The sequence below is a fragment of the Mycobacterium sp. 852002-50816_SCH5313054-b genome (assembly GCF_001667185.1).
Lineage (GTDB): Bacteria > Actinomycetota > Actinomycetes > Mycobacteriales > Mycobacteriaceae > Mycobacterium.
Map to the genome: position 1 here is coordinate 14,556 of NZ_LZIC01000011.1, position 20,605 is coordinate 35,160.

General features: G+C 68.1%; 19 protein-coding genes and 1 riboswitch. Of the genes, 17 read left to right on the forward strand and 2 right to left on the reverse strand.

The window, feature by feature from the left end; translation table 11 throughout:
* The first annotated feature begins 38 nt into the window (after nucleotides 1-38).
* Nucleotides 39-983 (forward strand): sterol desaturase family protein, encoded by a 945-nt coding sequence (locus A5787_RS01180; RefSeq protein ID WP_066960423.1) that lies wholly within the window; start codon nucleotides 39-41, stop codon nucleotides 981-983.
* 97 nt (nucleotides 984-1,080) lie between these two features.
* Nucleotides 1,081-1,755, forward strand: a complete 675-nt coding sequence (locus tag A5787_RS01185; RefSeq protein ID WP_066960425.1) for a hypothetical protein — start codon at nucleotides 1,081-1,083, stop codon at nucleotides 1,753-1,755.
* Nucleotides 1,756-1,761: 6 nt separating this feature from the next.
* Here A5787_RS01185 and A5787_RS01190 read toward each other — a convergent pair whose 3' ends face one another.
* Nucleotides 1,762-2,208 carry a nitroreductase/quinone reductase family protein gene (locus A5787_RS01190; protein WP_066960429.1) on the reverse strand — a complete coding sequence of 149 codons (447 nt, stop codon included), beginning with the start codon at nucleotides 2,206-2,208 and terminating at the stop codon, nucleotides 1,762-1,764.
* A gap of 110 nt (nucleotides 2,209-2,318) precedes the next feature.
* On the opposite strand from A5787_RS01190, the gene A5787_RS01195 reads away from it, so the two are divergent.
* The 3 genes from A5787_RS01195 (at nucleotide 2,319) to A5787_RS01205 (ending at nucleotide 5,072) form a co-directional block, all read left to right on the forward strand.
* The gene (locus A5787_RS01195; RefSeq protein WP_197506935.1) at nucleotides 2,319-3,002 is read left to right on the forward strand and encodes a TetR/AcrR family transcriptional regulator; all 684 of its coding nucleotides are present in this window, start codon (nucleotides 2,319-2,321) and stop codon (nucleotides 3,000-3,002) included.
* Between the two features lie 115 nt (nucleotides 3,003-3,117).
* Nucleotides 3,118-3,618, forward strand: coding sequence for a VOC family protein (locus tag A5787_RS01200; protein ID WP_066960435.1), 501 nt, complete (start codon nucleotides 3,118-3,120; stop codon nucleotides 3,616-3,618).
* On the forward strand, nucleotides 3,615-5,072 hold the full coding sequence (locus A5787_RS01205) for an FAD-binding protein (RefSeq protein WP_066960438.1): 1,458 nt from the start codon (nucleotides 3,615-3,617) through the stop codon (nucleotides 5,070-5,072). The genes A5787_RS01200 and A5787_RS01205 overlap by 4 nt, the downstream gene beginning before the upstream one ends.
* Here the strand turns inward: A5787_RS01205 and A5787_RS01210 are convergent.
* Complete coding sequence (locus A5787_RS01210) at nucleotides 5,069-6,988, reverse strand: ABC transporter ATP-binding protein/permease (RefSeq protein WP_066960441.1); 1,920 nt, start codon at nucleotides 6,986-6,988, stop codon at nucleotides 5,069-5,071. The two genes, A5787_RS01205 and A5787_RS01210, sit on opposite strands and share 4 nt — an antisense overlap.
* A gap of 92 nt (nucleotides 6,989-7,080) precedes the next feature.
* Here A5787_RS01210 and A5787_RS01215 point away from each other — a divergent pair, with 92 nt between their 5' ends.
* From A5787_RS01215 to gcvP, 12 genes are all read left to right on the forward strand, one after another.
* A complete protein-coding gene (locus A5787_RS01215; protein WP_066960443.1) occupies nucleotides 7,081-8,721 on the forward strand; it encodes an acetolactate synthase in 1,641 nt (546 codons plus the stop codon).
* Between the two features lie 96 nt (nucleotides 8,722-8,817).
* Complete coding sequence (gene secA2, locus A5787_RS01220; protein ID WP_066960445.1) at nucleotides 8,818-11,142, forward strand: accessory Sec system translocase SecA2; 2,325 nt, start codon at nucleotides 8,818-8,820, stop codon at nucleotides 11,140-11,142.
* 124 nt (nucleotides 11,143-11,266) lie between these two features.
* Nucleotides 11,267-11,896, forward strand: coding sequence for a CDP-alcohol phosphatidyltransferase family protein (locus tag A5787_RS01225; protein WP_066960448.1), 630 nt, complete (start codon nucleotides 11,267-11,269; stop codon nucleotides 11,894-11,896).
* Nucleotides 11,889-12,812: a DUF881 domain-containing protein gene (locus A5787_RS01230; RefSeq protein WP_066960451.1), complete on the forward strand. Its 924-nt coding sequence runs from the start codon at nucleotides 11,889-11,891 to the stop codon at nucleotides 12,810-12,812. Before A5787_RS01225 ends, A5787_RS01230 begins: the two co-directional genes overlap by 8 nt.
* A gap of 52 nt (nucleotides 12,813-12,864) precedes the next feature.
* Nucleotides 12,865-13,197 (forward strand): small basic family protein, encoded by a 333-nt coding sequence (locus tag A5787_RS01235; RefSeq protein WP_066960535.1) that lies wholly within the window; start codon nucleotides 12,865-12,867, stop codon nucleotides 13,195-13,197.
* A gap of 100 nt (nucleotides 13,198-13,297) precedes the next feature.
* Nucleotides 13,298-14,062 carry a DUF881 domain-containing protein gene (locus tag A5787_RS01240; RefSeq protein WP_231993758.1) on the forward strand — a complete coding sequence of 255 codons (765 nt, stop codon included), beginning with the start codon at nucleotides 13,298-13,300 and terminating at the stop codon, nucleotides 14,060-14,062.
* A 37-nt stretch (nucleotides 14,063-14,099) separates the two neighbouring features.
* Nucleotides 14,100-14,498: a glycine cleavage system protein GcvH gene (gene gcvH, locus A5787_RS01245; RefSeq protein WP_066960457.1), complete on the forward strand. Its 399-nt coding sequence runs from the start codon at nucleotides 14,100-14,102 to the stop codon at nucleotides 14,496-14,498.
* 254 nt (nucleotides 14,499-14,752) lie between these two features.
* Complete coding sequence (gene garA / locus A5787_RS01250) at nucleotides 14,753-15,238, forward strand: glycogen accumulation regulator GarA (RefSeq protein WP_066912535.1); 486 nt, start codon at nucleotides 14,753-14,755, stop codon at nucleotides 15,236-15,238.
* Nucleotides 15,238-15,984, forward strand: a complete 747-nt coding sequence (locus A5787_RS01255) for a MerR family transcriptional regulator (protein ID WP_066960461.1) — start codon at nucleotides 15,238-15,240, stop codon at nucleotides 15,982-15,984. Before garA ends, A5787_RS01255 begins: the two co-directional genes overlap by 1 nt.
* Before the next feature lie 64 nt (nucleotides 15,985-16,048).
* Entirely contained in the window at nucleotides 16,049-16,543 is a 495-nt protein-coding gene (locus A5787_RS01260; protein WP_066933175.1) for a bifunctional nuclease family protein, read from the forward strand.
* Between the two features lie 240 nt (nucleotides 16,544-16,783).
* Nucleotides 16,784-17,404: a MerR family transcriptional regulator gene (locus tag A5787_RS01265; protein WP_066960464.1), complete on the forward strand. Its 621-nt coding sequence runs from the start codon at nucleotides 16,784-16,786 to the stop codon at nucleotides 17,402-17,404.
* Nucleotides 17,405-17,517: 113 nt separating this feature from the next.
* Nucleotides 17,518-17,615: riboswitch (glycine riboswitch) on the forward strand.
* Between the two features lie 159 nt (nucleotides 17,616-17,774).
* Nucleotides 17,775-20,600, forward strand: a complete 2,826-nt coding sequence (gene gcvP, locus A5787_RS01270; RefSeq protein ID WP_066960467.1) for an aminomethyl-transferring glycine dehydrogenase — start codon at nucleotides 17,775-17,777, stop codon at nucleotides 20,598-20,600.
* The last annotated feature ends 5 nt before the right edge of the window (nucleotides 20,601-20,605 follow it).

Below are 20,605 nucleotides of genomic sequence, written 5' to 3' on the forward strand. Positions count from 1 at the left end.
CCGTTACCGGCATCGGCCGGTGGACGTAATCTATCCGTGTGAATGCTCTCACCGGGGTCTGGTTCGCGCTGCCACCGCAGATGCGAGATCCCGTGCTGTTCGCCATTCCGTTTTTCCTGTTATTGCTGACCCTCGAGTGGACCGCGGCCCGCAAGCTGCAACGCATCGAGGCAGCGGAGTCGGGCACGCCACGGCCACCTTTGGGCGCGTATCTGACCCGCGATTCCTGGACCAGCGTCTCGATGGGCCTGGTCTCGATAGCCACCAGCGCCGGCTGGAAGGCCCTGGCCCTACTGGGTTATACCGCGATCTATGCCTATGTGGCGCCCTGGCACCTTTCGCCGGCCAAGTGGTACACCTGGGTCGTCGCGCTCGTCGGCGTCGACCTGCTGTACTACGGCTACCACCGCATGGCCCACCGGGTCCGGCTGATCTGGGCGACGCACCAGGCCCACCACTCCAGCCAGTACTACAACCTCGCCACGGCGGTGCGCCAGAAGTGGAACAACAGCGGCGAGATCCTGATGTGGGCCCCCTTGCCGCTGCTGGGGCTCCCGCCCTGGATGGTGTACTTCAGCTGGTCGCTGAACCTGATCTACCAGTTCTGGATCCACACCGAGCGCATCGGCACGCTGCCGCGGCCCGTCGAATTCGTCTTCAACACCCCGTCGCATCACCGCGTACACCACGGCATGGACGCGTTGTATCTGGACAAGAACTACGGCGGCATCCTGATCATCTGGGACCGGCTGTTCGGCAGCTTCCAGCCCGAGCTGTTCCGCCCCCATTACGGCCTCACCAAGCAGGTCGACACGTTCAACATCTGGAAGCTGCAGACCCACGAATATGTTGCCATCGCCCGCGACTGGCGATCGGCAAAGCGCCTGCGCGATCGGCTGGGCTTCGTCTTCGGGCCCCCGGGGTGGGCCCCGCGCGCGGCGAGCCGGCCCGCCGGCGCCGTCTCGTTGGTCACGCCCGGGTAACGCCAGCGCCGTCACGTGCGAAAAGATCAACGAGGGGTGAGACTAAGTCGTAACGTCACCCTTCGGATCGGCATTCTTCACGGACGGATGGGGGCTCATGGTGCACCGCCTGGTAATGCGCGCATTCGCCGCGTCGGCTTCCGTTGCGGCCCTGGCATCGTGGCTACCGCCGGTGCCCGCCAAAGCGGACCCGGTGGTATTTCCCGGGATGGAAATCCATCAGGACAACCGTGTGTGCACGCTGGGCTACGTCGACCCGGCGCTGAAGATCGCGTTCACCGCTGGGCATTGCCGGGGTAGCGGGGTCGTTTACGACCGGGAACACAACGTCATCGGCCGCCTCGCCACTTTCCGCGACAACACGCCGAGCGGCACCACCGTGGCCACCGACCAGGTGATCAACGACTACGAGGCGATCGTGCTGGACAGCGGCGTCACGGCCAACAACGTCCTGCCGGGCGGGCGTCCGCTGGAATCCAACCCCGCCGCGACGCTGCAGCCGGGCGAAGCGGTGTGCCATTTCGGCGTCATCACCGGTGAGACGTGCGGGACCGTGGAAAGCGTGAACAACGGGTGGTTCACCATGTCGCACGGCGTCCAGAGCCAGCGGGGCGACTCCGGGGGACCGGTGTACCTGGCACCCAACGGCGGGCCGGGGGAGATCGTCGGAATTTTCAACAGCGTGTGGGGAGACCTGCCGGCGGCGGTGTCGTGGCGGGCCGCCTCCGACCAGGTCCGTCAGGACCTCGGTTCGACGACCAACCCGCGTTGACGCGTCCTACCCGGCGGGTGCGAGCACGAACACGGGGATCGCCGGCGCGCCGGCGAGCAGCTGCTCATCGGTGGAGTCCGGCGTCAGGCCGCCGACATACTCCTTGACCTGCCAGTACCACCGCGCCAGATAGCGCCTCAGCAGTTCGGGCTTGGCGGCGTCGTCGACCTCGCTGACCCGGGCGCGTCGCCTGCGCCAGCGCGGGCCGACCTCGATGACGCCCGCGGCCCTGACGTTGCGCGCCCACTGCGTGTTCCCCCGCGGTGACACGAGATAGTCGACACCGCCGACGGTCAACAGGTTGATCACCACCGCCCGCGGTTTTCCGCTTTTACGGCCACGCACGCGCAACGCCCGGGTCCCGGCGATGCTGATTCCCAGCTCGGCAAGCCAGCGGATCACGGTGTTGGCGGCGCGGGCCGCCCGGTTCGGTTCTTCGTAGCGCGTGGCCATGGTGACTCCTCTCGAAGCATCGCGAGAGCGGTGCTCTCCTTGTCCGACACGCTGCCACAGCCCCCGACAAAAAGCAAGAGCGGTGATCTCGGTTGTGCGAGACTGGTCACGTGGGCAAACGCCAGGAATCGCGGGAGCACATCGAGGCGCGGATCGTCGAACTGGGCCGTCGCCAGTTGGTGGATCGCGGTGCGGCGGGGTTGTCGGTGCGTGCCATCGCCCGCGATTTGGGCATGGTGTCCTCGGCCGTGTACCGGTACGTGTCCAGCCGCGACGAGTTGCTGACCTTGCTGCTGATCGACGCGTATTCCGACCTCGCCGACGCCGTGGACCGGGCCCGCGAGACGGTGGGCGACCTGTGGAGCGACGATGTCATCGCCATCGCGCGGGCGGCGCGGCGGTGGGCCGTCGCCCATCCGGCCCAGTGGGCACTGCTCTACGGCAGCCCGGTGCCCGGGTATCACGCGCCCGCGGAGCGCACGGTCCCGGCAGGCACCCGCGTGGTGGGAGCCATCTTCGACGCCGTCGCCTCCGGAATCGCCACCGGGGACATTCGGTTGACCAATGACCTTGCGCCACAACCGATGTCGTCGGACTTCGAACGCATTCGCCACGAGTTCGGTTTTCCGGGGGACGACCAGGTCATCGCCAAGTGCTTTCTGTTATGGGCCGGCGTGCTCGGCGCCATCAGCCTCGAGGTGTTCGGGCAATACGGCGCCGATACCCTGACCGACCCATCGGCGGTGTTCGACACGCAGCTTCGGCTGCTGGTCGACGTGTTGAGCCAGCATTGACCGGCGGCGAATTAGAACGTGTTCACTACGCCGTTGCAGGCCTGAGGCGGCCGCTCACGGCAAAGTTTCGTTGGCCCTTTCTGGCCGCCGCCGTCCTGGGCTATTCTGCGAGACGATGCCCCCTCCTCCTCAAACGCCGACGCAGATCGCATGGGTCACCCCGGACCTGGACGCCACCGAAACGGCCCTCACCGGCCTGTTAGGCGTTCGGAAGTGGGTGCGGATACCCGACGTGCACTTTGCTCCGGAGACGTGCAGCTATCTCGGCAAGCCGGCCGATTTCGTCGCCAGCATCTCCCTGAGCTACCTCGGGGACATGCAACTGGAGCTGATCCAACCGGTCCGCGGGGAGAACATCTATAGTGACTTCCTCCGGGAATCGGGGGCGGGGTTGCACCACATCTGCGTGGAGGCGGCCAGCCCCGAACAGTTCGACGCGGCGTTGGCCGAGGCCGCGGGCCAGGGGGCGCCGGTCGTGCAGCAGGGCATGATGGCCGGCGGCATCCAATTCGCCTACGTGTCGGCGCGGCAGGCGGGAGTGCCGTTTCTTGAAATCGCCTACATCGCGCCCGAGATGAGGGCCTTCTACGACTACATCAAACAGGAGCAAAGGTGAGCACCGAGATCCCCACGACGATCGATGCGGACACGGTGGCGTCGTGGTCGGACGACGTCGATGTCGTGGTGATCGGTTTCGGCATCGCTGGCGGATGCGCGGCGGTCAGTGCGGCCGCCGCGGGCGCGCGGGTGCTGGTGCTCGAGCGTGCGGCCGCTGCGGGCGGCACCACTTCCCTTGCGGGAGGCCACTTTTACCTCGGGGGCGGGACCGCGGTGCAGCAGGCGACCGGGCATCCCGATTCGCCGGAAGAGATGTACAAGTATTTGGTCGCCGTGTCGCGGCAGCCCGACCACGCCAAGATTCGCGCGTATTGCGAGGGCAGCGTCGAGCACTTCGATTGGCTGGAAGACTTGGGCTTTCAGTTCGAGCGCAGCTACTTCCCGGGCAAGGCGGTGATCCAGCCCAACACCGAGGGGCTGATGTTCACCGGCAACGAGAAGGTGTGGCCCTTCCTGGACAAGGCCGTGCCGGCGCCGCGCGGCCACAAGGTGCCCGTACCGGGCGACACCGGCGGTGCCAGCATGGTGATCGACCTGCTTCTCAAGCGCGCCGCGAGCCTCGGCGTGCAAGTCCGCTACGAGACCGGCGCCACCCAGCTCATCGCGGACGATTCCGGCGCGGTGACCGGCGTGGCCTGGAAGCACTTCACCGAAACCGGTGCGATCAAGGCAAACTCGGTGATCATCGCTGCCGGGGGATTCGTGATGAATCCGGAGATGGTAGCCAAGTACACCCCGAAGCTGGGGGAGAAGCCGTTCGTGCTCGGCAACACCTATGACGACGGCCTGGGCATCCGGATGGGGGAATCGGCCGGCGGCGCCACCCAGCACATGGATCAAATCTTCATCACGGCTCCGCCGTACCCGCCGTCGATCCTGCTGACCGGGATCATCGTGAACAAGCTGGGCCAACGGTTCGTCGCCGAGGACTGCTACCACTCCCGGACCGCCGGCTTCATCATGGATCAGCCGGACAGTGCGGCGTTTTTGATCGTCGACGAGGCGCACCTGGAGCATCCCAAGATGCCGCTGGTGCCACTGATCGACGGCTGGGAGACCGTCCCCGAGATGGAAGCCGCTCTCGGCATCCCACGAGGCAACCTGGTCGCGACGCTGGAGCGCTACAACACCCATGCCGCGCGCGGGGAGGACCCCGACTTCCACAAGCAACCGGAATTCCTTGCGGCGCAAGACAAGGGGCCGTGGGGCGCGTTCGACATGTCATTGGGCAAGGCGATGTACGCCGGTTTCACCGTCGGCGGGCTGGCCACCTCCGTGGACGGCCAGGTGCTGCGCGAGGACGGCTCGGCGGTGCCCGGCCTGTACGCGGTGGGGGCGTGCGCGTCCAACATCGCCCAGGACGGCAAGGGTTATGCCAGCGGCACGCAACTTGGGGAGGGTTCATTCTTCGGTCGCCGCGCCGGAGCGCACGCGGCCCGAGGCGCCGGCTAAACCGGCGCCGGCGCCTTCTCGACCGGGCCCAGCCGCCATTCGCCGCCGCCCAGCAGGTGGAGCTGTTGGTCGTGGTGCTGTTCGACGGTGGGCCGGTGGCTCACACTGACCAGGACGGTGTCCGGCATTTCGGTGCGCACCAGCTGATAGAGCGCGAATTCGAGCCCCTCGTCCAGCGCCGAGGTGGCCTCATCGAGGAAGACGGCCTTCGGCTTGGTGAGCAGGATGCGCGCGAATGCAACCCGCTGCTGCTCACCGGGGGAAAGCACCTTGGCCCAGTCCTGCTCTTCGTCGAGCCGGCCAATCAGTGGCGCGAGGGCCACTTTGGTCAATACGTCGCGGAGCGCATCGTCGGAGACCTCGTCCGGCGAGTTCGGGTAGCAGACGACCGTGCGCAGATTGCCCAGCGGCACGTAGGGCAACTGCGACAGGAACATCGTCGCGTTGTCGCCGTCGGGTCGGCAGAGCGTCCCCGAGGCGTAGGGCCACAGTTCGGCCAGGCTGCGCAGCAGCGTGGTCTTTCCGGCGCCGGAGCGCCCGGTGATCACGAGTGCGTCACCCTCGTCCAAGTGCACATCGAGCGGATCGATCAGTTGGTCGCCGCCCGGCGTGCGCACCTCGATACCACGCAGCTCGACCGTCGCCTCCTCGCTCGGCTTGACCAGAATGGTCGGCAGCGCGCGGCCCTGAGTATTGGCGTCGACCAGCCCGTGCAACCGGATGATCGCCGCCCGGAAGGCCGCGAACGCGTCGTAGTTGTTGCGGAAGAACGACAGCGAATCCTGAATATTGCCAAAGGCGGTCGCGCTCTGACCGACATCGCCGAAGTCGATCCGGCCCGCGAACAGCCGGGGCGCCTGAATCACCCACGGCAGCGGAACAATGATCTGCGACACCGACCAGTTCCACCCGTTGAAGATGATCGTGCGGCGCACGAACTTGCGGTAGTTGCCGATGATCGGCGTGAAGCGCCGCCAGAGCTGCGCGCGCTCGACGCGTTCACCGCGATAGAAACCCACCGCCTCGGCAGCGTCGCGCAACCGCACCAGGGCATAACGGAATGCGGCGTTGAGTTTCTCGTTGTTGAAGCTCAGCTGGATCAGCGGATGGCCCAACCAGATCGCGACCAGGGTCGCGACCAGCACGTAGACGAGGACCGTCCAGAACATCGCCCGCGGCAGCACCAGGCCGAACACATCCAGATCCCCTGAGAGCTGCCACAGGATCGCCGTGAACGAGATCACCGAGGCCACCGCGTTGACGGCCCCGAACAGCAACGTGCTGCCCGTCCCGTTCGACGGGATGTTCGGGGTGCCTCCGGCATTGGCGGTGAAGATGTCGACGTCCTGCTGGATGCGCTGATCCGGGTTGTCGATGGTGTTGTCGATGAACAGGTCCCGGTAATAGGCCTTGCCGTCCAGCCAGTCATCGGTGAGGTGGGCGGTCAGCCAGATGCGCCAGGCAATGATGAACCGCTGGGTCAGATAGATGTCGATCATGAACCGGATGACATACAGGGTCGCCAGCACGGAAAAGATGGCGATCGACATCCAAAAGCCATGAATCCCTGACTGTTTCACGTTGTCGTCGTCCGCCGCGATGCCCTGGACCGCTTTCTGCACCCCGGTGTAGAGGTCATTGCCCTGATAGCTGAGCAACACCGTGAGACGCACCGACAGGAGCACCGAGAGCAACAGCACGGCGAGCATCAGCCACACCTTGATGCTCGCCGGGCCGACGAAATATCCGCGGGTGATCCGCCAGAACTGCCGGCCCCACGGTGTCAGAAACCGGAATGCGACGAGCACCGCCAGCAGGCACACGGCCCCGATCGCCCACGCGATGGCGATCCAGCGCAGCGAATCCATGGGTGCCGTCGCCCAGTCGATCGACGGCTTGAATGGCTTTGGGCCCATGGTCGAGGTCTCCTTACGGCCGAGGTGTCCAGCCTGTGCTCAACAAAAATCCTTCGGCGAAGGTACCCGAAGGATCTGGATAGGCTGCGGTCATGAGTACCGACGCCATCCCCACACAAACATTGCACGCCGGCCGGCTCATCGCGCGGCGGCTCAAAGCCAGCGGCGTCGACACCGTCTTCACGTTGTCGGGCGGCCACCTGTTTTCCATTTACGACGGGTGCCGTGACGAGGGTATCCGGCTGATCGACACCCGGCACGAGCAGACCGCGACCTTCGCCGCCGAGGGCTGGTCGAAAGTGACGAGGCGGCCGGGCGTGGCCGCGCTCACCGCCGGGCCGGGCGTGACCAACGGGATGAGCGCGATGGCGGCGGCGCAGCAGAACCAGTCGCCCTTGGTAGTCCTGGCGGGCCGGGCTCCAGCGGGGCGCTGGGGCATGGGCTCGCTGCAGGAGATCGACCATGTGCCGTTCGTGGCCCCCCTGGCGCGATTCGCCGCGACGGCGCAGTCGGCGGGGGAGGCCAGCCGGTTGGTCGACGAAGCGTTGCGGGCGGCGGTGGGCGCCCCGTCCGGGGTTGCCTTCGTCGACTTCCCGATGGATCACGCCTTTTCGATGTCGGAGGACGACGACCGCCCCGGCGCCCTCACTGACCTGCCGCCGGGGCCGGGCGCCGACGGCCAGGCCCTCGACCGCGCCGCCGGCCTGCTGGCCGCCGCGAAGCGGCCGGTGATCATGGCGGGCACCAACGTCTGGTGGAGACACGCGGAGATGGCGCTGCTGCGCCTGGCCGAGGAACGACAAATCCCGGTGCTGATGAACGGGATGGCCCGCGGCGTCGTGCCCGCCGACCACCCGATGGCGTTTTCGCGCGTCCGGGCCAAAGCGCTGGGGGAGGCCGACGTGGCGCTGATCGTCGGCGTGCCAATGGATTTCCGGCTGGGCTTCGGCAAGGTCTTCGGCGCCGAGACCCAGCTCGTCGTGGTCGACCGCGCCGAACCCGGCCGCGAACATCCGCGCCCCATCGCGGCCGGGCTCTACGGGGACCTCACCTCCATCCTGGCCGCGCTGACGGCGGGCGGCGCCGGTCACCAGGCCTGGGTCGACGAGCTCCGCGCGGCCGAGACGGCGGCCCGCGCGCAGGAAAAGGGCGAGCTCGCCGACGATCGGGTCCCGCTGCATCCGATGCGGGTGTACGCCGAGCTGGCGCCGATGCTGAACCGCGACGCCATCGTCGTCATCGACGCCGGCGACTTCGGGTCCTACGCCGGCCGGGTGATCGACAGCTATCTGCCGGGCTGCTGGCTGGACAGCGGCCCGTTCGGCTGCCTCGGCTCGGGCCCCGGTTATGCCCTGGCCGCCAAGCTCGCCCGACCCGATCGTCAGGTGGTGCTGCTGCAGGGCGACGGGGCGTTCGGCTTCAGCGGCATGGAGTGGGACACCCTGGCGAGGCACAACGTGCCGGTCGTGTCCGTGATCGGCAACAACGGGATCTGGGCCCTCGAAAAGCACCCCATGGAGGCGCTGTACGGCTACTCGGTGGTGGCGGAGTTGCGGCCCGGCACCCGCTACGACGAGGTGGCGCGCGCCCTGGGCTGCCACGGCGAGCTGGTCTCCGCGCCGGCCGAGCTGCGGCCCGCGCTGGAACGCGCCTTCGGCGGCGGGTCGCCGGCCGTCGTCAACGTGCTCACCGACCCGGCGGTCGCCTACCCACGCCGCTCCAACCTCGCCTGACCGGCCGCGAGGGTGCGCAGTTGTACATCGGCGCCCGGCGCGTCGCGTACAAACACGCGCGCTCGCGCCGGACGTCGGCTCGCGTACCGTTGACCTGTGCCAAAGACCACGCGGACCCAACCCGGACGCCTGAGTAGCCGGTTCTGGCGACTGCTGGGCGCCAGCACCGAAAAAAACCGCAGCCGGTCCCTCACGGACGTCACCGCCTCGTCGGAGTACGACAAGGAAGCCGCCGACCTCAGCGACGAGAAGCTGCGCAAGGCGACCGGGCTGCTCAAACTCGACGACCTCGCGGAGTCCAGCGACATCCCGCAGTTTCTCGCGATCGCCCGAGAGGCCGCGGAGCGGACGACCGGGTTGCGGCCGTTCGACGTGCAGTTGCTGGGTGCGCTGCGCATGCTTGCCGGCGACGTGATCGAGATGGCCACCGGTGAGGGCAAAACCCTGTCGGGGGCGATCGCGGCCGCCGGATACGCCCTCGCCGGGCGGCACGTGCACGTCGTGACCATCAACGACTATCTGGCCCGCCGCGACGCTGAGTGGATGGGCCCGCTGCTTCAGGCCATGGGGCTGACCGTCGGCTGGATCACCGCGGACTCGACGAGCGAGGAGCGCCGGGCCGCCTACGGCTGCGACGTCACCTACGCCTCGGTCAACGAGATCGGCTTCGACGTGCTGCGCGATCAGCTGGTGACCGACGTCGACGACCTGGTCTCGCCCAACCCCGACGTGGCCCTGATCGACGAGGCCGACTCGGTGCTGGTCGACGAGGCGCTGGTGCCGCTGGTGCTGGCCGGCACCACGCATCGCGAGACGCCGCGGCTGGAGATCATCAAGCTGGTCGGCGAGCTGGACGCCGGCACGGACTACGACACGGACTCCGACAGCCGCAACGTGCACCTGACCGACGTCGGCGCCCGCAAGGTGGAAAAGGCGCTCGGCGGCATCGATCTGTACTCCGAAGAACACGTCGGCACCACCCTGACCGAGGTCAATGTGGCACTGCACGCGCACGTGCTGTTGCATCGCGACGTGCACTACATCGTGCGGGACGACGCGGTGCACCTGATCAACTCCGCCCGCGGGCGCATCGCGCAACTGCAGCGCTGGCCCGACGGCCTGCAGGCCGCCGTCGAGGCGAAGGAGGGCATCGAGACCACCGAGACCGGCGAGGTGCTCGACACGATCACGGTGCAGGCGCTGATCAACCGCTACGCCACCGTGTGCGGCATGACCGGCACCGCGCTGGCCGCCGGTGAGCAGCTGCGCCAGTTCTACAAGCTCGGCGTGTCGCCAATCCCGCCGAACGAGCCCAACATTCGCGAGGACGAGTCCGACCGCGTCTACATCACCGCCGCCGCCAAGAACGACGCCATCATCGAGCACATCGCCGAGGTGCACGAGACCGGGCAGCCGGTGCTGGTCGGCACCCGCGACGTGGCCGAGTCCGAGGAGCTGCACGAGCGGCTGCTGCGCCGCGGCGTGCCGGCGGTGGTGCTCAACGCGAAGAACGACGCCGAAGAGGCCAAGGTGATCGCCGAGGCCGGCGAATTCGGCACCATCACGGTGTCCACCCAGATGGCCGGGCGGGGCACCGACATCCGCCTGGGCGGGTCCGACGAGGCCGATCACGACCGGGTGGCCGAACTGGGCGGGCTGCACGTGGTCGGCACGGGCCGGCATCACACCGAGCGGCTCGACAACCAGCTGCGCGGCCGAGCCGGGCGCCAGGGCGATCCGGGGTCGTCGGTGTACTTCTCGAGCTGGGAGGACGACGTCGTCGCCGCCAACCTCGACCGCAACAAGCTGCCGATGCAGACCGACGAGGACGGCCGGATCGTGAGCCCCAAGGCGGCGGGGATGCTCGACCATGCACAGCGGGTCGCCGAGGGCCGGATGCTGGACGTGCACGCCAACACCTGGCGCTACAACCACCTGATCGCCCAGCAGCGCGCCATCATCGTCGATCGGCGAAACACGTTGCTGCGCACCGCAACCGCACGCGAGGAGCTCGCAGAGCTGGCGCCGGATCGGTACGAGGAACTGGCCAAGGAGATCTCCGAGGAGGGTCTCGAGAAGATCTGCAGGCTGATCATGCTGTATCACCTCGACCGGGGCTGGGCGGATCATCTGGCGTACCTGGCCGACATCCGCGAAAGCATCCACCTGCGCGCACTGGGCCGGCAGAATCCGCTCGACGAATTCCACCGGCTGGCGGTCGACGCCTTCGCATCGCTGGCCGCCGACGCCATCGAGGCGGCCCAGCAGACGTTCGAAACCGCGAACGTGCTCGAAGAGGAGCCGGGCCTGGACCTGTCCAAGCTGGCACGGCCGACGTCGACGTGGACGTACATGGTCAACGACAACCCGCTCTCGGACGACACCCTGTCGACCCTGAGCCTGCCCGGGGTGTTCCGCTAGGGCGATGGCGGCGACCCGCTGCGCCCGGCTCCGCCGCGCTTGCGATCGCTGCTAGGCGCTAGGGCGTTGGGCCGCCGCCGCCGCGGTCAGCTTCGGGACCGGCGTTCGACTAATGTCACGGCTCATGGAGCAGGTGCTTCCGCCCGATCGGGTGCTGACAGTGCCCAACGCCCTGAGCGCCATCCGCCTGGTGCTCATTCCGGTATTCATCTACGTCCTGCTGTTCGCGCACGCCAATGGCTGGGCGGTGGCGATCCTGATGTTCAGCGGGGCCTCCGACTGGGCTGACGGCAAGATCGCCCGCACGCTCAACCAGTCCTCGCGGCTTGGCGTTCTGCTGGACCCGGCGGTGGACCGCCTCTACATGGTGACCGTCCCGATCGTCCTGGCGGTCGACGGAATCGTGCCCTGGTGGTTTGTCATCACGCTGCTGGTGCGGGACGGACTGCTCGCGGCAACGCTGCCGCTGCTGCGAGGTCGCGGGCTGTCGGCGCTGCCGGTGACCTACATCGGCAAGGCCGCCACCTTCGCGTTGATGTCCGGTTTCCCGTTGGTGCTGCTGGGCACCGGGGGCGCGGTGTGGAGCCGGGTGCTGAGGGCCTGCGGTTGGGGCTTTTTGGGTTGGGGTTTGTATTCCTACCTGTGGGCTTTCGTGTTGTATGCGGTGCAGATGGCTTTGGTGGTGCGCCGCATGCCCAAGCTGAAACATGGTGCCCCCCAGCCGGTCGCGCCCAAGGCGGGTGAGCATGGCTGACGCCGACCGCCTGCTCGGTGGCTATGACCCGAACGCCGGCCGCAGCGCCCATGCCGCGGCCCGCCCGCAGCTGATCCCGGTTCCCTCGCTACTGCGCGCCCTGCTGTCGGAGCACCTGGATCCGGGCTATGCCGCGGCCGCCGCCAGACGTGGCAGCTCTGACGCATCGCGGCGCGGGCGGGAACGGGCTGTCGGCCGGCTGTGGGAGGCGCTGGCGGCGCTGTTGATCGCCACGGTATTCGCCGCCGCGGTCGCCCAGGCCCGCTCGGTTGCCCCCGGCGTCCGCGACGCGCAGCAGCTGCTGTTGCAAAGCGTGCGTTCGTCGGAAACCACCGCGGCCAGGCTGGGTAAGGAACGCGGCGCGTTGTCCGCGCGGGTCGACGACGTGCAACGACGAGCGCTGGCCGACAACGCCCAGGGCCAGCGGCTGCTGAACCGTCTCGACGCCCTGAGCCTGGCGGCGGCCAGCACCGCGGTCATCGGTCCGGGTCTGACGGTGACCGTCACCGATCCCGGTGCCGGGCCGAACCTTTCCGACGTGTCCAAACAGCGCGTCAACGGCAGCAGGCAGATCATCCTGGACCGCGATCTGCAGCTGGTCGTCAACTCGTTGTGGGCCAGCGGTGCCGAGGCCATCTCCGTCGGTGGCGTCCGGATCGGGCCGAACGTGACCATCCGGCAGGCCGGCGGGGCGATCCTCGTCGACAACAACCCCACCAGCAGCCCCTACCAGATCCTGGCGGTCGGGGCGCCGCACGCGATGCGAGACGTCTTCGATGCCAGCCCCGGCCTGCAGCGCCTGCGGCTGCTGGAGGCCTCCTACGGTGTCGTCGTCACCGTGGACGTCGCCGACGGTCTGTCGCTGCCCGCCGGATCAATCCGGGATGTCAAGTTCGCCAAACAGATTGGGCCCTAGTGAGACAACTTCTCCCAAGACCGATCCCGCTTGCCGGCCTGGAGTGCCGCGCGTGATCGGCATCGCGGCCCTCGCCGTCGGCATCGTGCTCGGCTTGATCTTCCACCCCGCCGTCCCCGAGGCCATCCAGCCCTACCTGCCGATCGCGGTGGTGGCCGCGCTCGACGCGGTGTTCGGCGGGCTGCGCGCCTACCTCGAACGGATCTTTGACCCCAAGGTCTTCGTCGTGTCGTTCGTGTTCAACGTCTTCGTGGCCGCCCTGATCGTCTACGTCGGCGACCAGCTGGGCGTCGGCACGCAGCTGTCCACGGCCATCATCGTCGTGCTGGGCATCCGCATCTTCGGCAACGCGGCCGCGCTGCGGCGCCGGCTGTTCGGGGCGTGAGGCCAGCGTGAGCCAGGACCCGCCCGATCACCCCGACCCCCACGACGGGGAAAGCCGTGAACCCACGGCGGGCGAAGGTGCGCCGCACGGGCGCCACGAACTGCCCGCCAAACGCCCGCGGCCCGAAATCGGGCCGGTTCGCCGCACGGGGCTGTCCGGCCTGCTGCGAGGCGGTCGCTCCCGGCTGGGCTTCGGGATCCTGGCGACCGTGCTGTGCCTCGTCCTCGGGATCGCGATCGTCACCCAGGTGCGCCAGACCAAGTCGGGCGATGCGCTGGACACCGCCCGCCCCGCCGACCTGTTGGTGCTGCTGGATTCGCTGCGGCAGCGCGAGGCCACACTGAACACCGAGGTCGGGGAACTGCAGAACACGCTGAATTCCCTGCAGGCCTCCGGCAACACCGACCAGGCCGCCATCCAGAGCGCCCAGGCCAGGCTGGCCGCGCTGTCCATCCTGGTCGGAGCCGTGGGCGCCACCGGGCCGGGTGTCACGATCACGATCGATGACCCCGGCCCAGGGGTGTCACCCGAAACGATGCTCGACGTGGTCAACGAGTTGCGCGCCGCCGGCGCCGAAGCGATCGAGGTCAACGACGCGCACCAGTCGGTGCGGGTGGGTGTCGACACCTGGATCGTGGGGACGCCTGGCTCGTTGACCGTCGACACCAAGAACCTGTCGCCCCCGTATTCGATTCTGGCGATTGGCGATCCGCCCACGCTCGCCGCGGCCATGAACATCCCGGGCGGCGCACAGGACAGCATCAAGCGCGTCGGGGCGCGGATGTCCGTGCAGCAGTCCGACCGCGTGGAGGTGACCACCTTGCGACAACCAAAACCGCACCAATACGCTCAGCCGGTCAAGTGAACTCGCCGTGTGCGAAGCGACCAGAACAGGATCCCCCGTGAGCGATATTCCGTCCGATCTGCACTACACCGCCGAACACGAGTGGGTTCGACGCAGCGGTGAGGACACCGTCCGGGTCGGGATCACCGACTTTGCGCAGTCGGCCCTGGGCGACGTGGTTTTCGTCCAGCTGCCCGACGTGGGCAGCCAGGTGAGCGCGGGCGAATCGTTCGGCGAGGTGGAATCGACGAAATCGGTGTCGGACCTGTTCGCCCCCGTCTCGGGCACGGTGTCGGCGGTCAACGGCGACCTGGAGGGCAGTCCGCAGCTGGTGAACTCCGACCCGTACGGCGCCGGCTGGCTGGTGGACGTCCAGGTTTCCGACGGCGCCGAGCTCCAGTCCGCCATTTCCACGCTGCTCGACGCCGAGGCCTACCGAGGGACGCTGACCGAATGACGGTTGCTAATGTGCCTGCCAGCCCCGTCGCCGACGCGGGCGGCGCACCCGGTCGGGATTTCGATCGTCAGGCGGTGGGGGCATCGCGGACCGGTGCGCGGTACGGTCGACAGATCGACACTTGATCGACACTCGAACGCACTAGACAGTCAAGTAGTACGCAATACGGGGCCGAGAAAACTCAGGAAACCCAGAGGAGAACCGGGCGCGCCGCCCGGTCGGATAACGCCACAGCGGCCAGTGAGGAGCAGCGCGTGACGGACATGGACTCGGATATGGGGAAAGACCAGACCTCTGACGAAGTCACGGTGGAGACGACTTCGGTCTTCCGTGCCGACTTCCTCAACGAGCTCGACGCCCCCGCCCAGGCGGGGACCGAGAGCGCGGTATCGGGGGTCGAGGGGCTCCCGGCCGGCTCGGCGCTGCTGGTCGTCAAGCGGGGACCGAACGCCGGATCGCGGTTCCTGCTCGACCAGCCCATCACGTCCGCCGGTCGGCATCCCGACAGCGACATCTTCCTCGACGACGTCACCGTGAGCCGCCGCCACGCCGAATTCAGGTTGGAAAACAACGAATTTCACGTCGTGGATGTCGGTAGCCTGAACGGCACGTACGTCAACCGCGAGCCCGTCGATTCGGCGGTGCTGGCCAACGGCGACGAAGTGCAGATCGGCAAGTTCCGGTTGGTGTTTTTGACCGGACCCAAGCAGGGTGACGACGATGGAGGTTCCGGAGGGTAGTGAGCGCGCCCGATAGCCCGGCTCTCGCCGGGATGTCGATTGGGGCGGTCCTGGATCTGTTGAGGCCGGATTTCCCCGATGTCACCATCTCCAAGATTCGCTTTTTGGAGGCCGAGGGGCTGGTGACGCCGCAGCGCGCCGCGTCGGGATATCGGAGATTCACGGCGTACGACTGCGCGCGGCTGCGGTTCATCCTCACCGCCCAGCGCGACCACTACCTACCGCTGAAGGTGATCCGGGCGCAGCTGGACGCCCAGCCCGACGGTGAGCTGCCCCCGATCGGATCGCCTTACGGCGTACCGCGATTGGTATCGGTGCCGGACAGCGGGGAAGAGACCGAGGCCGGGCCCGACCCGGCGGCCGTGGCCCCGACCCGGATCCGGCTGAGCCGCGAAGACCTGCTCGAACGCTCCGGTGTGGACGACGACCTGCTGACGGCGCTGCTCAAGGCCGGCGTGATCACCACGGGTCCGGGCGGCTTCTTCGACGAGCACGCCGTGGTGATCCTGCAATGCGCGCGGGCGCTGGCCGAATACGGCGTCGAGCCGCGGCACCTGCGCGCCTTCCGCAACGCCGCCGACCGGCAGTCCGACCTGATCGCCCAAATCGCCGGGCCGGTAGTCAAAGCGGGCAAGACCGGCGCCCGCGACCGCGCCGACGACCTGGCGCGTGAGGTGGCCGCCCTCGCTATCACACTGCATACCTCGCTGATCAAGTCTGCCGTTCGCGACGTTCTGCATCGCTGAGGATTAGACTTCGTTGGACAGCTTGGTGTTCGACGGGCTGACGAGATGCGGAGGGCACACACAGATGGGTGAAGTTCGTGTTGTCGGCATTCGCGTCGAGCAGCCGCAGAACCAACCGGTGCTGCTGCTGCGCGAAGCCAACGGTGACCGATACCTGCCAATCTGGATCGGTCAGTCCGAAGCCGCCGCCATCGCGCTGGAGCAGCAAGGTGTCGAACCGCCTCGCCCGCTGACGCACGACCTGATCAGGGATCTCATTGCCGCACTTGGGCATTCGCTGAAAGAGGTGCGGATCGTCGATCTCCAGGAGGGCACCTTCTACGCCGACCTGGTCTTCGACCGCAACATCACCGTGTCGGCTCGCCCTTCGGACTCGGTCGCGATCGCGCTGCGGGTCGGCGTCCCGATCTACGTGGAGGAAGCGGTGCTCGCCCAGGCCGGACTGCTCATCCCCGACGAGAGCGACGAAGAGGCCAACACCGCCGTCCGCGAGGACGAGGTGGAGAAGTTCAAGGAGTTCCTCGACAGCGTCTCTCCGGACGACTTCAAGGCCACCTGACCCCCGGCGAACCCCGACCACTACGCTGGGTCCCGACATCACGGATCCATCTCATCTGGCACCGCGATGTCGACACGCTGGCCGATAGTGCGGCCACACAGCCCCGCAGCGGCCATACTTTCATTACGACTTAAAGGCGCGGCGGCTATCGAAAAGCGTAAGCTCTCTAGCACTCGGGCCTGAACAAACGTGGCTGCGGTGCAGCCCATGAGGACAGCGCGATCGGCGAGAGGAACCACCGTGAGCGAGCAGCCACGTCAAGAGCAGCTGGATCTAGCTGACGCCGCGAGCAGCGACCAGGCCGTCACCGCCGCGAGCGCGCCCGTGCAGCCGGGGCTGTTTCCCGACGATTCCGTGCCCGACGAGCTGGTGGGTTACCGCGGGCCGAGCGCGTGCCAGATCGCCGGGATCACCTACCGGCAGCTGGACTACTGGGCGCGCACGTCGCTGGTGGTCCCGTCGATCCGCAGTGCGGCCGGCTCCGGCAGCCAGCGGCTCTACTCGTTCAAGGACATCCTGGTCCTCAAGATCGTCAAGCGGTTGCTCGACACCGGCATCTCGCTGCACAACATCCGCGTCGCGGTCGAACATCTGCGCCAGCGCGGCGTCCAGGACCTGGCCAACATCACCTTGTTCTCCGACGGCACCACCGTTTACGAGTGCACCTCGGCCGAAGAGGTCGTCGACCTCTTGCAGGGCGGCCAGGGCGTGTTCGGCATCGCCGTCTCCGGGGCCATGCGCGAGCTGACCGGCGTCATCGCCGACTTCCATGGTGAGCGCGCCGACGGCGGCGAATCGATCGCCGCCCCGGAAGACGAGCTGGCCTCCCGGCGCAAGCACCGCGACCGCAAGATCGGCTAGCGGCCCTTTCGTCTGCGCGAGCGCCCGCGGTTGTACACGTTTTGCGGCGCGTCGGTGTGCAAACACGCGCGCTCGCCGTGAACTGGGGCGGCCGAGTAAACTGGCGTGCGCGTCGCACTCGAGCGGGAGAGTTCCGTGATCGCCAGTCACGGACGCCGAAGGAGCAATACCTCTCCGTCAACCTCTCAGGCACCCGGACCGCGCGAGTTAACGACGCCTCTGGAAAGCGGTGGAGACCCGTAGCGGTCCACACCCGCCGATGGGGAAAGGCGTGCGGGCAGCACCCGGCGCCGAATCTCTCAGGCGCCCGGCGAACGGGTGAAGACAGAGGGAGAGGGCCGCTAGTCCCTCGACCTCAGGAGTTCGCCTCGTGCCCGACCAATCAACGTTCGCAGCCCGGCACATCGGCCCGGACGGCCAAGCCGTCGCGGCGATGCTCAACGTCATCGGTGTGGCCTCGTTAGACGAGCTGGCATCGAAGGCGGTTCCCACCGGCATCCTCGACCAGCTCGTCGACGGCGGCGCCGCGCCGGGTCTGCAGGAGTTGCCGCCGCCGGCCAGCGAGGCCGAGGCGCTGACCGAACTGCGGCGGCTGGCCGACGCCAACACCGTGGCCGTGTCGATGATCGGGCAGGGCTACTACGACACGCTCACGCCGCCGGTGTTGTTGCGCAACATCATGGAAAACCCGGCCTGGTACACCGCCTACACGCCGTATCAGCCGGAGATCAGCCAGGGCCGGCTGGAGGCGCTGCTGAACTTCCAGACGATGGTGGCCGACCTCACCGGCCTCGAGGTCGCCAACGCGTCGATGCTCGACGAGGGCACCGCGGCGGCCGAAGCGATGACCCTGATGCACCGCGCCAGCCGCGGCGGCTCGAGCCGGCTCGCGGTGGACACCGACGTCTTCGCACAGACCGCGGCCGTGCTGGCCACCCGGGCCAAGCCGCTGGGCATCGAGATCGTCGCGGCGGACCTGCGCGAGGGCCTGCCGGACGGCGACTTCTTCGGCGTCATCACGCAGCTGCCCGGCGCGAGCGGGCGGGTCACCGACTGGTCGGCGTTGGTGTCCGAAGCGCACGACCGGGGCGCGCTGGTCGCCGTCGGGGCGGATCTGCTTGCTCTGACGCTGATCACGCCGCCGGGGGAGATCGGTGCCGACGTCGCGTTCGGTACCACCCAAAGGTTCGGTGTGCCAATGGGATTCGGCGGCCCACACGCCGGCTACCTGGCGGTCCACGCCAACCACGCGCGCCAGTTACCGGGGCGGCTGGTCGGGGTGTCGCTGGATGCCGACGGTTCGCCGGCCTACCGGCTGGCGCTGCAGACGCGCGAGCAGCACATCCGTCGCGACAAGGCGACCAGCAACATCTGCACCGCGCAGGTGCTGCTGGCCGTGATGGCCGCGATGTACGCCAGCTACCACGGCGCCGACGGCCTGACCGCGATCGCGCGCCGGGTGCACGGTCACGCCGAGGCGATCGCCGCCGCACTCGGCGACGCGCTGGTGCACGACAAGTACTTCGACACGGTGCTGGCCCGGGTGCCAGGGCGCGCCGGGGAGGTCGTCGCCGCGGCCAAGGCCAACGGCATCAACCTCTGGCGCGTGGACGACGATCACGTGTCGGTGGCCTGCGACGAGGTCACCACCGACGAGCACGTCGCCGCGGTGCTCGAGGCGTTTGGCGTCCGAGCCGCCGAGCCGGCCGGGGTCGACATCGCTACCCGGACGTCGGAGTTCCTGACCCATCCCGCGTTCACGCAGTACCGCACCGAAACGGCGATGATGCGTTACCTGCGCACGCTCGCGGACAAGGATATTGCCTTGGACCGCAGCATGATTCCGCTCGGCTCCTGCACGATGAAACTCAACGCCGCCGCCGAGATGGAACCGATCACGTGGCCGGAATTCGCCCGCCTGCATCCGTTCGCGCCGGCGTCCGACACCGCGGGAGTGCGCCGTCTCATCGCCGATCTGGAGAACTGGCTGGTGCAGATCACCGGCTACGACGCCGTCTCGCTGCAGCCCAACGCCGGCTCCCAGGGCGAGTACGCCGGCCTGCTGGCGATCCGCGACTACCACGCCAGCCGGGGTGAACCACACCGTGACATCTGCCTGATTCCGTCCAGCGCGCACGGCACCAACGCGGCGTCGGCCGCGCTGGCCGGGCTGCGGGTGGCCGTGGTCGCCTGCCGCGACAACGGCGACGTCGACCTCGACGATCTGCGTGCCAAGGTGGCCGAACACGCCGACCGGCTGGCGGCGCTGATGATCACCTACCCATCCACGCACGGCGTCTACGAGCACGACATCGCCGAAATCTGTGCGGCCACCCACGACGCCGGCGGCCAGGTCTACATCGACGGCGCCAACCTCAACGCGCTGGTCGGGCTGGCCCGCCCGGGCAAGTTCGGCGGCGACATCAGCCACCTGAACCTGCACAAGACGTTCTGCATCCCGCACGGCGGCGGCGGCCCCGGCGTCGGCCCCGTGGCGGCGCGCGCCCACCTGGCGCCGTTCCTGCCGGGGCACCCGTACGCCCCGGAATTGCCCGGGGGCCACCCGGTGTCGTCCGCGCCCTACGGGTCCGCCTCGATCCTGCCGATCACATGGGCCTACATCAGGATGATGGGCGCCGAGGGCCTGCGGGCCGCGTCACTGACCGCGATCGCGTCGGCCAACTACATCGCCCGCCGACTCGACGAGTACTTCCCGGTGCTCTACGCCGGCGAGAACGGCATGGTCGCCCACGAGTGCATCCTGGACTTGCGCGGCATCACCAAGTCGACCGGGGTGACCGTCGACGATGTGGCAAAACGGTTGGCGGACTATGGCTTTCACGCGCCCACCATGAGCTTCCCGGTGGCCGGCACTCTCATGGTGGAGCCCACCGAGAGCGAGACTCTGACCGAAGTCGACGCCTTCTGCGAGGCCATGATCGCCATCCGCCGCGAGATCGACCGCGTCGGCGCGGGGGAGTGGCCCGCCGACGACAACCCGCTGCGGGGCGCGCCGCACACCGCGGAGTGTCTGCTGGTCTCCGAGTGGGACCACCCGTACAGCCGGGAGGAGGCGGCCTACCCGCTGGGCAAGGACTTCCGGCCCAAGGTGTGGCCGCCGGTGCGCCGCATCGACGGCGCCTACGGCGACCGCAACCTCGTCTGTTCCTGCCCGCCGGTGGAGGCCTTCGCCTAGCGCGA

Coding starts and splice junctions, on each gene's coding strand:
- A5787_RS01190 (WP_066960429.1), bottom strand. CDS start 2,208: ATGGCCACGCGCTACGAAGAACCGAACCGGGCGGCCCGCGCCGCCAAC.
- A5787_RS01225 (WP_066960448.1), top strand. CDS start 11,267: ATGGAGCAGGTGCTTCCGCCCGATCGGGTGCTGACAGTGCCCAACGCC.
- A5787_RS01260 (WP_066933175.1), top strand. CDS start 16,049: ATGGGTGAAGTTCGTGTTGTCGGCATTCGCGTCGAGCAGCCGCAGAAC.
- A5787_RS01200 (WP_066960435.1), top strand. CDS start 3,118: ATGCCCCCTCCTCCTCAAACGCCGACGCAGATCGCATGGGTCACCCCG.
- A5787_RS01185 (WP_066960425.1), top strand. CDS start 1,081: ATGGTGCACCGCCTGGTAATGCGCGCATTCGCCGCGTCGGCTTCCGTT.
- A5787_RS01230 (WP_066960451.1), top strand. CDS start 11,889: ATGGCTGACGCCGACCGCCTGCTCGGTGGCTATGACCCGAACGCCGGC.
- A5787_RS01210 (WP_066960441.1), bottom strand. CDS start 6,988: ATGGGCCCAAAGCCATTCAAGCCGTCGATCGACTGGGCGACGGCACCC.
- A5787_RS01215 (WP_066960443.1), top strand. CDS start 7,081: ATGAGTACCGACGCCATCCCCACACAAACATTGCACGCCGGCCGGCTC.